Genomic DNA, 13,473 nt, shown 5'->3' on the forward strand with positions numbered 1-13,473 from the left:
TTTCTATGAATTTAATGTAAAATTTTCGTGTAGGCAATATTTGATAATTGTAAGGAAAATGATATGCAAACTAATCTTAAAGTCATTGCATGGCGATTTGAAGAGTATTACAAGAAAACGCGAATTCCTGTATGGGTTTTCGACCAGAATAACAGCCTTGTTTTTACCAACTTCACCACTTCCGCTATCCTTAATATCATGGAGGAAATGTTGCAGAAGGCAAGGAATTTCCGTATATCTCATTCTATAGAGGGATCCTACCTCGATCTGGATAATCCTTATGAGATGTACTATTCCTTTAATTCCGACGGTGGAAAGCATCAGTTCTATACAGTTGTCATAGGTCCCGTCATGACTGTTAAGCCAAGCGGAAACGTCTGGCCTAATCTTACTTTCGGCGAGAATCTGTTCGTTGAGCAAAAGAGAATTCTTTCCAATGCTCTTCCGGTTATTAACAAAGAAGAATTCCTTTTACATATAACGAACTTCTTTAATGAAGTTCTTGAAGAAACGCCTCCGGATTTCAGTGCTCATTCCGAGAAGTTTCTTAATACAGCAAAAAAGAAATCCCAGTCTTCGGATATCGCAGCATTCGACGCGGAGTTATCTGCAGAGGATGCCCGTGCCTATGAAGAGATCAGCAGAATCGAGGAATTATTCAATGTTTTTGTTGTAAACGGAAGTGTTTACAAGCTCTTCTCTCTTTTTGATGATGAAAAAATCATGGATGTTCTGTTCCCTGACAAGGCTTCATACAGAGACTGCGGCATCCGCTCAATTGAGCTGTTAACTATTGCAAAAATCGCCTCTATAGAGAGCGGGACCGACAAGAAGGTCTGCCAGGCAAGGTTCGAGAAGTTTGTGCAGGAGCTTAAGGTCTGCAAGAGCTATGAAAAAATCGTATCGGTACTTAGAAACGGAACACTTGAGTTTGCCAAGAGTTCGCATGAGGTTAACGCACATACAAGCGAGAACTACTCTCCTATGACCAACAAGTGCATTAAACGCATCATTGAGAAGCTTCCTGATAAGATTACTCTTGATGATCTTGCATCCGAACTTCATATTTCAGCAAAATACTTATCTGCTCTCTTCAATAAAGAGACAGGAACTTCAATATCTGACTTTATGCAGAATATCAGGATCAATGAAGCTAAGCGCCTTCTTAGAAATACGGATCTTAGTTATTCGGAGATCAGTAATATGCTGAACTTCTGCTCCCAGAGTTACTTCAATAACCTGTTTAAGAAAAAAGAAGGCATGACGCCTAAAGAATACAGAGAAAAACAGGATGAGCTCGTTATGAGTTCACAATAAGACACAAAAAAGAACCGCTTCGCGCGGTTCTTTTTTATACAACTTCCCTCGTAAGGTCCTTCACCCACTTATACTTCTGAAAATGGTACATCACCCACGGTATCTTCCCGACTTCATCCAGACAGGTGCAGGCATATACTGCCACTACCGGCCAGTGGAATACAAAAGCGCCGAGGAGTGCTGTCGGAATAGCAAGACACCACATACAAACAGCAAGGCTGTAGACATCGAAAAGTGTATCTCCACCTGCTCCGAAAATGCCGTTGATGATAATTGTGTTTACGCATCTCCCTATCATATAAATCGCCATGACAACCATCATCCCCATCAGATGGCTTCGTGCAATATCCGTAAGCTTCATAAAATTCACCACCGGTACTGTTACGGCAAGTACCAGTGCTGTGCAAAGAAATCCGATAACGTAAGAAATCTTTGCAAGGCGTATTCCATACTGCTTTCCTTTTTGAAGTTTTCCTGCACCAAGTTCGTTACCAACCATGATGCCGCCGGCACTGCTGATACCGTTACACATACAGCAGAACAGATCACGCACCACCGCTGCAACAGAATTGGCAGCTGCCGCATCGCTTCCAAGGTGGCCCATAATCGCGGTGTAAGAAGTAAATCCTACTCCCCAGAAAAGACCACCGCCGAGTAATGGAAGCGACACTTTAATAAAATCGGTTCTAAGTCCCGGAAAGCTTTTCAAAAGATAACTGAACCGCGGACGAAGAAATCCTTTCTGGTAACTTGAGCTAACTGCCCATATAACTTCGATGATTCTGGAAAGCAGCGTTGCAAGTGCTGCTCCGTTTGCTCCCATAGCAGGGATTCCGAATAAGCCAAAGATAAAAATACTATTCAGAATAATGTTTATAACAACCGTACCGGAACTGATCAGGGCTCCTCTCTTTACATGATCCGTTATCTTCATAATCGTAAGATAACATTCGGATATTCCTGTAAGAAGATATGACCAGCCTGCAATTCTAAGGTAAGACGCGCCAATTCTTATAAGTTCCGGATCATGAGCAAATATCATCATAAGAAGTTCCGGAACAAGAAGACATGCACCTGCAAATATTATGGAAACAATGCCGACACAGCGCATCATCATCGCAAAAATTTTATTTATGGTATCGGTATCCTGTTTACCATAGTACTGAGCTCCAAGAATCGAACCCGCCGCTGTAGCAGCACTCAGAACCATGTTCTGAATAAACTGCACTTGCGTAGCAAGCGAAACCGCAGCCATCTGGTTCTGCTCTATTCTTCCAAGCATTACGGCATCCGCAGCTGCAACCGCAGCAAGCATCAGACTCTGAAATGCAATTGGAAGAGTGAGCCTCACCAGTTTGTTATAAAATTCTTTATCTGCAAATAGATTTTTCATAATCACCTTTTATGAATCAAATTCATGAAAGTTCATTTGCCATTCTGTATACTCTTGTAGCATTCTGCTCAATCTGTTTTCTTGAGATTGCACCGGACTTAATGTCTGCAAGGATTCTATCGAAATCACCCTGAGTTCCGGGCATGAACAGATCTCCGCCAGCCTTTACAACTTCATTTGCAAGAGCACCTCTGTGCTTATTTTTGCTTGATACTGTGAGCATCTCAACAACCCAGTCAGTCATTACGATACCCTTAAAGCCATACTCACAGCGAAGGATATCTTCGATAAGTCCTCTGTGCTCTGAGGTGTGCTGGCCATTAAGAAGGTTATAAGATGTCATAACTGCTTTAGGCTGTGACTTTCTTACACAGATTCCGAAACCGCGGAGATAAATCTCTCTCATTGCTCTCTCGGAAACATGGCTGTTGTTATTGTATCTGTTTGTCTCAGCATTGTTTGCTGCATAGTGCTTAATTGTTGTACCGCATCCCTTATGCTTCTGAACACCGTTTGTTATAGCAGCTGCAAAAAGTCCTGCTACTAACGGATCCTCTGAATAATACTCAAAGTTTCTTCCGCAGAGAATGCTTCTGTGAATATTAAGAGCAGGTGCAAGCCAGAGCTGTACATGGAATCTCTCCATCTCTTTTCCTACAATATCACCGTAAGAATAAGCAAGATCATAGTTGAAAGACTGTGCAATAGCAGTTCCAATCGGAATTGCTGTAGCATACTGCTCTTTAATCTCTGTTCCGGGCTTAGGCGCATTAGCCTTGGCAAGCTCTGCGATTGCTGCCTTCTCCTCATCGCTCATAAGCTCCATCATGCTGCCAAGTGCTGAACCGATACCGTGAACACCGGTCTCGTCCTCAAAATATTCCTTTGTAAGACGAAGACCTGCAGGGCCATCAGCCATAACCATGCTCTTAATGCCTTTATCCTTATATCTTGTTGTGGTCTCACCTGCGGCACCTGCAACAGCAAAGGATGCATTACCGATAACCTGAAGACCTGAGTTCTTGGGATCAAAAGCACCGGTGTTGATATAAGCAAGTTCTTCATCAGAAAGGCCTGCAATAATATCGTCAACAGGATAATCAACATCATATGTTACTGTCTCTGTATCAAAATCGGAAGCAGAAAGCTCTATTGTGGTAAGACCCTCTACTGACTCTTCCTTTGCGGATGCGGGAACAAAATCCTTAAATCCGGGAGTTCCGAGGCAGTTTCTTGTCTTCATGGTTGTAACTGTATCAGCAAGAACAACAGCTCCTGACTTTTTAACATCTCTTGAGCAGTTACCTACATAGATCACATAATTGCCCTTATCAAGGATGTAAGCCTGTCCCTCTTCATCATAGGATGCGATATCTGAAAGCTTGAAAGTAGCTTTTACTGTCTCGCTCTGTCCTGCTCCGAGTTCTGAAGTCTTTACAAATGCAACAAGGTCCTTTGCAGGCTTATCCAGTTTTCCGAAAGGACATGATACATAAACCTGAACAACCTCTTTTCCTGCTACCTTACCGGTGTTTGTAACCTTAGCTGAAACAGTGATTTCCTCTTTACTGTTAGAAACAGCTTCAGGTTCAACAGTGAATTCTGTGTATGACTTACCGAATCCAAACGGGAACAGCGGAGTTACATTCTGAGTATCAAAATATCTGTAACCTACATAAATTCCCTCATTGTAGTGAACATCATCATTGTCACCGAAATCTCCGAGAGTGCTGTAGTCTTCCCACTTAGCCCAGGTTGTAGCAAGTTTTCCTGAAGGATTAGCCTTACCAAGAAGGATATCCGCAAGTACATTACCTGTAACAACACCAAGCTGTGAAAGAAGAAGAATGTTTCTTACTTCCATAACGGGTGATAAATCAACAGGGCCGCCTACATTAAGAACAAGCATGAATTTATCAAACTTTTTGTTGAGCGCGAGGATATCTCTTACCTCTGTATCCGTAAGAAGAACGTCACCCTTTTCAGGCTTTCTGTCATTTCCTTCTCCTGAATTTCTTGAAAGAACGTAAATCGCAGCATCGCCATCACCTGTAAGTTCAAGGTCATGCTCGGGTTCAGGCTGAACCATACCAAACGCAAACATAACAGGATTTGCTCCTACAGCTTCTGCATCCTTTCTGATCTTTGCAAGGAATTTCTCATGTGTCTGTGCAAGAACGTCGTCAAAAGCATCAAGCCACTCACCTGATGTAATAGTGAAACCCGCATCCTTAAGACCTTCTTCAACGTTAACAGAAAATCTGCTGTTAACTTCACCGGAACCTGTACCGCCCTTAATTGTGTGACGAATTCCGTTTCCGAATGCCGCTATTTTGCAGGGACCTGCAAGCGGGAAGGACTCATCCTTTTTAAGAAAAAGTGTGCCCTCAGCGGCTGTATTTCTTACGAGTTCCAAGTGTTCCTGTTCGTATTTTTCCATTGTAATCTCTCCTATAAATAATGTAGTTTTTGCTAACCCTTAAAGCTTCCTTACCCTAAAAAAGAATCTTTAAGTTTTTATCTCATTGAATTCAGAATAGCATTTTTGTAGAATGGATGTATATGAAATCGATTTATTTTATATGATATATATTATTAATTCCCCCTAAGGAGAATCCTTATGAAAAAGACTACCACCTCCCAAGATCTATACCGTCTCCTTCTCGATGACGAGCTCGCACCGGAAGTAAAGAGTTTCACACCGGACAAGTCTGTTTCAAAAATAAGAAACACCATCCTCAAGGGCTTCAAGGAGCAGGTATTTTTCGAAACTGAAGGCGAGGGAGATCCTATCTCCTACAAGAGAGCCACGGAAAAAACAATCATGTACTATATCTCAACAGGGAATCTCACCAAGATTCTTGCTCTAATCGAGAGCTTTGATCCCTCCGAGAATCATTACAGTCCCGGAGCCTTCAACGATATCGGAGAAGTCTCGGAAAATCCTCTTTCCCAGGCAATCAGTATGTTTGTCAGCGGAATAACACTCTATACCAGAGCTGCACTTGATGGCGGACTCCCGGATCATATCGCCTACTCCCTTAGCGACAACTATATTAAATACAGCCTCATGGAGACGGATATCTCAAAACTCAATCATCTTCAAAACTGTGCGCTCTACGATTTTACCTATCAGGTGAGCGCCTACAAATACAGAAGCTGCGGTCTGTATGTGAAGAAATGCTGCGAGTATATCTCAAGACATCTCCATGAAAAAATCACTCTTTCCGACCTTTCTTCCATAACAGGAAAAAGTGAAGGCTACATCTCAAAAATATTTGAGGAGGAATTATCTGAGAGGCCTTCTGTTTTCATAAGAAATCAGAAGCTTGAATATGCAGCGCATGCACTTGAGATTACTGACATATCCATATCTTCGCTCTCGGATCTTCTGGCATTCCCGAGTACCAGCGCTTTCATAACATACTTCAGGCAGAAATATGGAGTTACACCGCATGAATATAAAACAACATTTTCTCGTTTGTAGAGCAAATTTTCTGGTATACTATATATAGTGTTTCTACACGAATCTTTTCAGGGGAAAATGTTGTAAATGGTTGAAAACATTGAAGTGCTTACTCACAGTAGCATTAGAATCAATTCCGACAAAGGAGTAATCTATGTTGATCCTTTTGAGATAAAGGGCGCTCCGCATGATGCGGATTATATCTTCATCACACATGATCACTATGATCACTTCTCTCCGGATGATATAAAGAAAATCATTAAAAGTGATACTCGTATTGTTGCTCCGGAAAAAATCGCAAGTAAAGCAGAAGTTCTTCTTTTGGAGAACGGAAAAGTTCTTGGGGTAAAGCCTAAAATTTACAAAGAATTTGATGGTCTTGAATTTGAGACAGTACCCGCCTATAACAACCTTAAACCCTTCCATCCGAAGGCAGCAGGCTATGTAGGCTACATTTTCAGAATTGATCACAAAAGAATATATGTGGCCGGTGATACCAGCCTCACCAAGGACGCACAACAGGTCAGATGTGATATCGCTCTTGTTCCCATCGGAGGGAAGTATACCATGAATGCCCAGAAGGCAGCAGAGCTTGTAAATATCATCAGACCCGAAGTGGCTATTCCCACTCATTATGGAAACATTGTTGGCAGCCCTTCCGATGCGAAGGTATTTAAGGCAAATGTAGATTCACATATCAAGGTGGAAATAAAAATCCAATAAGACAGCCATATAATCCAAATAAAAATAAGCGTAGCAGTAAACCATCTACTGCTACGCTTTTTATATCACTTATTTATAATACGGTGATAGCTTCCTTCGAAGAACATAACGTTTAAAATTCTCGTCTCTTACCACCCCACCGATGAAACATTCTCCATCTGAATATTCCATGCGCTGTATAAGAGCACAGGCCTGTACAACATCCGTCTTTGCCTTTTTACCTTCCAGATAGGTATCAACAAACTGGAAAGTAATCATTTTACTGTCCTCAATCTTCTTTTTCAGTTCATCGGAAATACGGCATTTTAAACCAATATTCTCTTCGCTGAGATTGGTGACAATACCTTCTATTTCAGCGTCATAGCCCTCAATATAAACAAGGGCACTACTGTACATTTGAATTCTCTCGTTATTTCTTCTATCACTCATGCCGCATCATCCATCATTTCTTCGTATTCCTGATCATAGATATCAAGACCTACATTAGGATTCTTTTTAACGCCTTCTTTATAAATTGTAGTCCAGTCATTTTTCATGGAAACCGGAATAAATCCCTGCTCTGCGCAGTCATCGTCTTAAGATTCTTAACCACAAACTCGCCGCCGGTAATAACCTTATCATCAGCTGTAAACTGGTATTTAAGGCCATCCTCGTCTCCCTGTCCGCTGGCTTCGATAGTTTCATCAGAACCGATAATCTGATTCATTGGAACCTTTAAGTTATTTCTAACTCCGCCCCTGACTATGAATCTGTCTGTTCCACTGACAACATAGACTGTAAAGTCATTTTCATTAAGAAAATCAATAACCTCCATCATCGGCTGATAGAAGGATTCTCCTCTTGTCATACCGTCGTATCCGGGAGCCGGCTGATTGCTGAATTCCTCAACATAATCCTGGAATTCATCCACAGTCATTCCGGCAAAAGCAGTTGAAATTGCTGTTCCGTGGTCAATATCCATTGTCTTAGGATATTCACCGTCCTGAATCCACTGAAGAATCTGTGCAGCAACATCTTTTTCAAAATCGGATGCCTTATCCTTATAATCGGGATCTTCAAGTACTCTGTGAAGAAGAAAGGCTGTGATCAAAATAGATCGGATTTGTCTCGGAAAAGAGTGTTCCATCCAGATCAAATACGGCAATTCGTCTCTCAACAGGAATATAATCCGCACTGTTTTCATCAGTGATTGCACTCATATAATTTATAAGTGCTTCCTTCGCAGGTGCGGTATCTGTCCAGGATGCAAGGGCGTTGCCGGAAGAAGTATTCGTCTTAACCGCTCCGTTACTACCCTTTATAATACAGAAAGCTGCGATCAGAAAAATTACCGCAATTACAATTACTACTTTTAGATAGTTAACCTCTGCATTTTTGTTTTCCATCAATATCTCCCCTTCATAAGTACTCAGATTTGTGTATTCATATACACTTTACATTATGCATTAATGAAATAAAAACCTGATAAACTACACATAAATATATGATTAAAACTATCCTCTGTATTCGAGGCACATCATTGTGAGGTCATCAAATTGCTCCGCATCCCTGACAAAGGATCCAATATCCGTGCGAACATTTTTCAGTAGTTCTTCCAAAGGAGCTTCCTGTTCTTTATTAAGTGCACCTATCATGCGTTTGATACCATACATATCTTCCACGTTATTCGTTGCTTCGGGCACCCCGTCTGTATAAAGGAAAATCCTGTCTCCCGGATTCATCTGAATAGTGTACTCTTTGTATTTCACGCCTTCCATTCCGCCAAGAACGAAGCCGTGTTTATCTTTGAAAATCTCAAAACTGCCACCCTTTCTCATAATCGCAGGATACTCATTACCGGCATTTCCGCAGGTAAGTATTCCGGTTGATATCTCCAGAATACCTAACCAGATAGTCACAAACATACCGGTGTTATTTTCCTTAGTAAGTCCATCATTGGTGAGGGTCAAAATCTCAGATACGGATTTTCCCAGAATCGCAGTATTTTTCAAAATCACCTTGGATATTGTAATATTGATAGTATCAATATTACTATCACAAATTTATCACACCACATGAAAAGACTCTCAAAGGTAGATAAACGCTATACCCTTGGGAGCCTTCAATCATTTGCTCATTTTATGGCCGGTATTCCATCACACTTTGAAATAGTGTCTATGGAACCGTCTTCGTTATACTTAAATTCCGCTACGCATACACTTCTGTGGAAAAGACTTCCCCCCAGTAGCTCTCCTGTGTGATAAAACAGGTACGAATGTCCCTTAAAGTCAGCAATTCCGGGATGATTTGTAAACACTCCGCCCTCTTCTGTCATCAGAACTCCGCCATATTTCCAGGGACCTGTCGGAGAATCCGAAGTCGAATATGCCAGGTGCTCATTTTGCTGTCCCACACCGAAAGCAGCGTAAACCATGTAATAGAGGCCGTCTTTTTTATAAAACCAGGGGCCCTCACCATAGGAGGTTCCGGTATCATGACTGCCCTTTGCAAAGGCTTCCTCTGTCATGGGTATCTTCACAACTCCAACTTCCTTGTCGTAAGATATCATATCCTCATTAAGAAGAACATATCTAAGTTCAGGGTTGCCAAAATAAAGGTAGGCTTGTCCGTCATCATCGATGAAAACCGTAGGATCTATGTCGTTCCAATCTCCCTCATCAACAAGCGGATGGCCCAAATCCTTGAAAGGGCCTGCCGGATTGTCTGAAATTCCTACAGCTATTGCCATACTGCCGTTTCTCTTATGAACAGGACAATACAGATAGAATTTACCGTTTCTCTCAATCGCCTGCGGAGCCCATGCCCTGTCGTCCGCCCAGGAGATATCCTCCAGAGAGAAAATGCATCCATGGTCCTCCCAGTTCACCATATCCTTGGTGGAAAAGCATCTCCAATCCCTCATAGTATAAAAATCATTTATCAGCTCATCCTCATCATGTGTCGTGTAGAGATAAAGAGTATCCCCATACACCATCGGAGCCGGATCGGCTGTATAAATATCCGTTATAATAGGATTTTTCCTGAAAGTAACTTCTTCACTCATTGCGTCATTCTCCTTACTTGCTTTTGTCCCAATATGATTGCTGAAAATGATTGCGCTTAGAAAAACAGCAGACGCTATTATTACAGCAACACATACAGTTTTCCTGTATACTGCATCCATAATTCCTTATGCTCCCTCTTTTTCCAAATGATTTATATGAATTATACAAATAAAAAGAGCAGCGCTCTATTCACTAATGAATATGTGCTGCTCAGATAGTGCGATTTTCTCAGGTTCAATCTTTATTGTCAGAACTGGAAAGCTTTCTTCCAATCCAGATGCAGATACATGCACCGATTGTTGAAATGATAAGGTTTCCTATAAGTCCGCTTGCTGATAAGCCTGCAAGACCGAACACAAAACCACCAACGCATCCACCAACGATACCAAGAACAATATTCTTCACCATTCCTGATTTCTCATTCATGATGCTGCTTGCTATACAACCTTCTATTGCACCAAGTATAAGTCCTCTTAATAATCCCATTTTGGTTCTCCTCTCAAAATACTTTTTACATGCTAAACAATAATACCACACTTTTACTTTGATTCTTCATTTTTCTCACGGATCCTGCAGGATATTCCATTCACAACCTGAATTATCACAAGTCCGAATGCCATGAGGTACAGCCATCTGCTCTTTCCAGCCACACACCAACTAATGCCCAGGATCAACTGAATTGCAGCAAGAAAAAATGAATATGTACTCTGTTTCCAAGTGATTGTCATAAAATTTCGCCTCCTTTTTAATAAAACGAATGACAAACTTAGTTTTTCTTTGTTGATACTATTTTATTTGTAGTTTGGAGGAGAATACATATCCATCATTGCGACATTATTGTTGTTATTTTTCGTTTATGGGGATTTATGAAAAAAAGTGGTGTTTGGCTTATAAAATTTCAGAGAGGCTGCCACACACAATAGTGCAACAGCCTCTCTGAAGAGATATGATACATAGATACTATCATTAGTTGTAACAAATTATTTTACTGTAGTTCCGCTTGAAGCCTGTTTTTTTACTTGCTTAGAGAGTTTCTTCTTTGCATTCCCTTTGCATCCTGTAATCTTGACTGTTGTTTTCTTAGTCTTAAGCTTCTTGAAAGCGCCTTTTCCAATTGAAACTTTACCCTTTGCATCAGTCTTAAGAATAATCGTCTTTGCTGATGAACCTTCAAAAGCTTTAGCAGCAATCTTTTTTACAGTTTTAGGAATAGTGATTTGTTTCGCACTACAATCCTTAAATGCTTTAGAGCCAATCTGTGTTACTTTTGCAGTTGATCCATCCGGAAGTGTTACATTCTCAGGAATAGTATACTTCTTTGCTTTTTTATTCGTAGGCTTAACGAATGTTGCTTCAGCTGTTCCATCATTTGCAATTGTAAATGTATATTCAGCAGCTGCCTGCGCATCCTGTACTGCTTCATTGGTTACCGGCAATTTAGGTATAACTTCGGTCTTCGTCTCACCACATACTGTGCATTTGTAGGTTTTTACGCCATCCTCAGTGTAGGTTGCTTTCTTTGTCTCTGTGCCCTCATCCCAGGTGTGGGTGTGTGGTTTGAATGCGATATAAAAATGAGCTGAAAATTGTATATTACCACCAGACTCTCTTCCTAATAAAAAAGTATTAAAGCTTATTGTTTTATCGGTAACTGAAGAAGGCTGAATAACTTCGTAATGCTCTTCTTCCATGTCAAAATTACAAATAATTCTTGCATCATAAGCTTCTTCTTTTTTATTTAATGAGGGAATTGGTATTGTGAGTGTACCGTTGCATCTGCCCGGTGTGAAATCAGTGTTATAAAGATATATATTGGGAGCATACATATACAAATCATCATATCCTTCCGGCATACGTTGCTTTATTTCAGGCCATTCTTGTGGGGATAAATCGTCCCCATCTATTACAAGTTGCTGGAAACCGCAAGTACATTGTTCAATTTGTTGATAGGTTATCGCAGTATCTGTCGAAAAATCAACCTTGAATTTTGTCCCTGTAGGTTCTTCTGCATCCATAGTAAATGTTGTTGCTGCCTTAGCAGTCAATGCTGGCATCAGAAATACACATGCAACAATCATCAATATAGCAAGACTAATAGACTCTATTCTTTTAATTGACTTCATATAAGTATTTTCCTTTCTTTAAACATGAATTTTTAAGGCTAAATTTCAAAAACATGCTATAAAATTGAGGAATATAATATATTATCAGAAAAAATTAAAAGTTTTATTTTACTGTTGTTCCGCTCGAAGCCTGTTTTTGGATGTTCTTTTTAAGATTTTGCTTAGGCTTTCCACTGCATCCTTTAATCTGTATTGTTGTGTTCTTAGCCTTCATCTTCTTAAATGCACCTTTACCAATTGAAACTTTAGCCTTTTTATCAGTCTTAATGATGATTTTCTTTGCTGATGATCCTTCAAAAGCCTTGGCACTAATCTTCTTTACAGATTTAGGAATAGTAATCTGAGTCGCATTGGAATCTTTAAAGGCTTTTGATCCAATTTGTGTAACTTTTGCTGTTGACCCGTCAGGAAGTGTTACGGTCTCAGGAACTTTAATCTTCTTTGCCTTTTTATTTGTAGTCGTCTTGTAAGTCGCAACTGTTGTTCCGTCAGCATTTGTTGTTACTTCATAACTTGCGCCTGTTTTTTCGTCCTTTACTTCTTCCTGCTTATATTCTTTCTTGTTAATAGTATATTCAAGTGTAAATGATCCTGTATATGCGCCTATTCCTGTTATAGTAACAGTTGCTGTACCTGGTTCAATATTGTTCGTATAAGCAACAGTAAAATCCACATCCTTTGTAAGACCTGTAATTTTAACCTCAGGAGTAATGGCTGCACCAGTATAATCAGCAGTTGGAGGTGATAGTGTTGCTTTATCTTTTAGAGTTGCGATATCAATTGCCTTGCGTTCAAATGTATATTTTGCAAGTATTCCACCTGTAACAGGTGTCTCTGTTTTATTTTTTGTAACACCATCTCCCACTGTTAATTTATCATATAGATCATCTTCTGCTCCATTCCACCAACTTGCATAAAAAGTAAAAGAAGCACCGGGATCCAAGTCAATAAGAAAGGTATTGGTGTAACCATTCAGGCATGGAAAAGCTACATATACATCCTCATCAAATACATTTTTTCCTTTTGCCTTTAAGCCTTTAATATTCGTAAAGTTAGGCATCTGTGAATAAATATATGTTCCATCGTCATAGTTCTTAATTGTAACATTGTTTAATGTAATACTATCTGACGCTGAATCATACCCGATATTATTAAGGTCATTTTCATTTGTATGATGAAAATAAAACGCTGTATTGGGATCTGCTGCATATGTGCTTGCTGTTGCCGGGTCATCATAGAAATTGATCTTAACCCTCGCTCCCGTTTTCATTATAAAAACTTGCCATGGCGACGGCGACGCGTCTGCATGAGCAATTATCTTTTCTGCCGACACTCCACCCAAAAATATTACGGATGCCATAAACATTGGCATTATTGCTTTATATAGTTTCTTCATTGTCATAATAT

The 13,473-nt window shown here is 40.2% G+C and carries 14 protein-coding genes; 3 read left to right on the forward strand and 11 right to left on the reverse strand.

Going from position 1 to position 13,473, the window contains the following annotated elements; translation table 11 throughout:
* Window positions 1–63 precede the first annotated feature (63 nt).
* A complete protein-coding gene (locus BLR42_RS05035) occupies window positions 64–1,317 on the forward strand; it encodes a helix-turn-helix domain-containing protein (RefSeq protein WP_091867132.1) in 1,254 nt (417 codons plus the stop codon).
* 34 nt (window positions 1,318–1,351) lie between these two features.
* On the opposite strand, the gene BLR42_RS05040 is transcribed toward BLR42_RS05035, so the two are convergent.
* Together BLR42_RS05040 and BLR42_RS05045 are read right to left on the reverse strand one after the other, a co-directional pair.
* Window positions 1,352–2,710 carry an MATE family efflux transporter gene (locus tag BLR42_RS05040; RefSeq protein WP_170832637.1) on the reverse strand — a complete coding sequence of 453 codons (1,359 nt, stop codon included), beginning with the start codon at window positions 2,708–2,710 and terminating at the stop codon, window positions 1,352–1,354.
* A 22-nt stretch (window positions 2,711–2,732) separates the two neighbouring features.
* Window positions 2,733–5,150: a glycoside hydrolase family 3 N-terminal domain-containing protein gene (locus BLR42_RS05045; RefSeq protein WP_091867134.1), complete on the reverse strand. Its 2,418-nt coding sequence runs from the start codon at window positions 5,148–5,150 to the stop codon at window positions 2,733–2,735.
* 180 nt (window positions 5,151–5,330) lie between these two features.
* Between BLR42_RS05045 and BLR42_RS05050 the strand changes: the two genes are divergently transcribed.
* Together BLR42_RS05050 and BLR42_RS05055 are read left to right on the forward strand one after the other, a co-directional pair.
* Entirely contained in the window at window positions 5,331–6,197 is an 867-nt protein-coding gene (locus tag BLR42_RS05050) for a helix-turn-helix transcriptional regulator (RefSeq protein ID WP_026497597.1), read from the forward strand.
* 66 nt (window positions 6,198–6,263) lie between these two features.
* Entirely contained in the window at window positions 6,264–6,899 is a 636-nt protein-coding gene (locus BLR42_RS05055) for an MBL fold metallo-hydrolase (RefSeq protein ID WP_091867136.1), read from the forward strand.
* Between the two features lie 69 nt (window positions 6,900–6,968).
* Here the strand turns inward: BLR42_RS05055 and BLR42_RS05060 are convergent, their stop codons facing one another.
* From BLR42_RS05060 to BLR42_RS05100, 9 genes are all read right to left on the reverse strand, one after another.
* The gene (locus tag BLR42_RS05060; protein WP_091867138.1) at window positions 6,969–7,328 is read right to left on the reverse strand and encodes a hypothetical protein; all 360 of its coding nucleotides are present in this window, start codon (window positions 7,326–7,328) and stop codon (window positions 6,969–6,971) included.
* Between the two features lie 103 nt (window positions 7,329–7,431).
* Window positions 7,432–7,989: an HAD family hydrolase gene (locus BLR42_RS05065; protein ID WP_091867140.1), complete on the reverse strand. Its 558-nt coding sequence runs from the start codon at window positions 7,987–7,989 to the stop codon at window positions 7,432–7,434.
* Complete coding sequence (locus BLR42_RS05070) at window positions 7,955–8,284, reverse strand: hypothetical protein (RefSeq protein ID WP_091867142.1); 330 nt, start codon at window positions 8,282–8,284, stop codon at window positions 7,955–7,957. Before BLR42_RS05070 ends, BLR42_RS05065 begins: the two co-directional genes overlap by 35 nt.
* Window positions 8,285–8,392: 108 nt before the next feature.
* On the reverse strand, window positions 8,393–8,890 hold the full coding sequence (locus tag BLR42_RS05075; protein WP_170832638.1) for a PP2C family protein-serine/threonine phosphatase: 498 nt from the start codon (window positions 8,888–8,890) through the stop codon (window positions 8,393–8,395).
* 122 nt (window positions 8,891–9,012) lie between these two features.
* Window positions 9,013–9,942, reverse strand: a complete 930-nt coding sequence (locus BLR42_RS05080) for a glycoside hydrolase family 43 protein (protein WP_091867290.1) — start codon at window positions 9,940–9,942, stop codon at window positions 9,013–9,015.
* A 235-nt stretch (window positions 9,943–10,177) separates the two neighbouring features.
* On the reverse strand, window positions 10,178–10,429 hold the full coding sequence (locus BLR42_RS05085) for a GlsB/YeaQ/YmgE family stress response membrane protein (protein ID WP_022759812.1): 252 nt from the start codon (window positions 10,427–10,429) through the stop codon (window positions 10,178–10,180).
* Between the two features lie 53 nt (window positions 10,430–10,482).
* On the reverse strand, window positions 10,483–10,671 hold the full coding sequence (locus tag BLR42_RS05090) for a hypothetical protein (protein WP_091867146.1): 189 nt from the start codon (window positions 10,669–10,671) through the stop codon (window positions 10,483–10,485).
* Between the two features lie 252 nt (window positions 10,672–10,923).
* Window positions 10,924–12,066: a leucine-rich repeat protein gene (locus tag BLR42_RS05095; protein ID WP_091867148.1), complete on the reverse strand. Its 1,143-nt coding sequence runs from the start codon at window positions 12,064–12,066 to the stop codon at window positions 10,924–10,926.
* Between the two features lie 103 nt (window positions 12,067–12,169).
* The gene (locus BLR42_RS05100; protein WP_091867150.1) at window positions 12,170–13,468 is read right to left on the reverse strand and encodes a leucine-rich repeat protein; all 1,299 of its coding nucleotides are present in this window, start codon (window positions 13,466–13,468) and stop codon (window positions 12,170–12,172) included.
* Window positions 13,469–13,473: the final 5 nt, after the last annotated feature.

The sequence above is a fragment of the Butyrivibrio sp. INlla16 genome, from assembly GCF_900104155.1.
Lineage (GTDB): Bacteria > Bacillota > Clostridia > Lachnospirales > Lachnospiraceae > Butyrivibrio.

Coding starts and splice junctions, on each gene's coding strand:
- BLR42_RS05045 (WP_091867134.1), bottom strand. CDS start 5,150: ATGGAAAAATACGAACAGGAACACTTGGAACTCGTAAGAAATACAGCC.
- BLR42_RS05090 (WP_091867146.1), bottom strand. CDS start 10,671: ATGACAATCACTTGGAAACAGAGTACATATTCATTTTTTCTTGCTGCA.
- BLR42_RS05070 (WP_091867142.1), bottom strand. CDS start 8,284: ATGGAAAACAAAAATGCAGAGGTTAACTATCTAAAAGTAGTAATTGTA.
- BLR42_RS05060 (WP_091867138.1), bottom strand. CDS start 7,328: ATGAGTGATAGAAGAAATAACGAGAGAATTCAAATGTACAGTAGTGCC.
- BLR42_RS05055 (WP_091867136.1), top strand. CDS start 6,264: ATGGTTGAAAACATTGAAGTGCTTACTCACAGTAGCATTAGAATCAAT.
- BLR42_RS05035 (WP_091867132.1), top strand. CDS start 64: ATGCAAACTAATCTTAAAGTCATTGCATGGCGATTTGAAGAGTATTAC.
- BLR42_RS05080 (WP_091867290.1), bottom strand. CDS start 9,942: ATGAGTGAAGAAGTTACTTTCAGGAAAAATCCTATTATAACGGATATT.
- BLR42_RS05050 (WP_026497597.1), top strand. CDS start 5,331: ATGAAAAAGACTACCACCTCCCAAGATCTATACCGTCTCCTTCTCGAT.
- BLR42_RS05085 (WP_022759812.1), bottom strand. CDS start 10,429: ATGGGATTATTAAGAGGACTTATACTTGGTGCAATAGAAGGTTGTATA.
- BLR42_RS05040 (WP_170832637.1), bottom strand. CDS start 2,710: ATGAAAAATCTATTTGCAGATAAAGAATTTTATAACAAACTGGTGAGG.
- BLR42_RS05100 (WP_091867150.1), bottom strand. CDS start 13,468: ATGACAATGAAGAAACTATATAAAGCAATAATGCCAATGTTTATGGCA.
- BLR42_RS05095 (WP_091867148.1), bottom strand. CDS start 12,066: ATGAAGTCAATTAAAAGAATAGAGTCTATTAGTCTTGCTATATTGATG.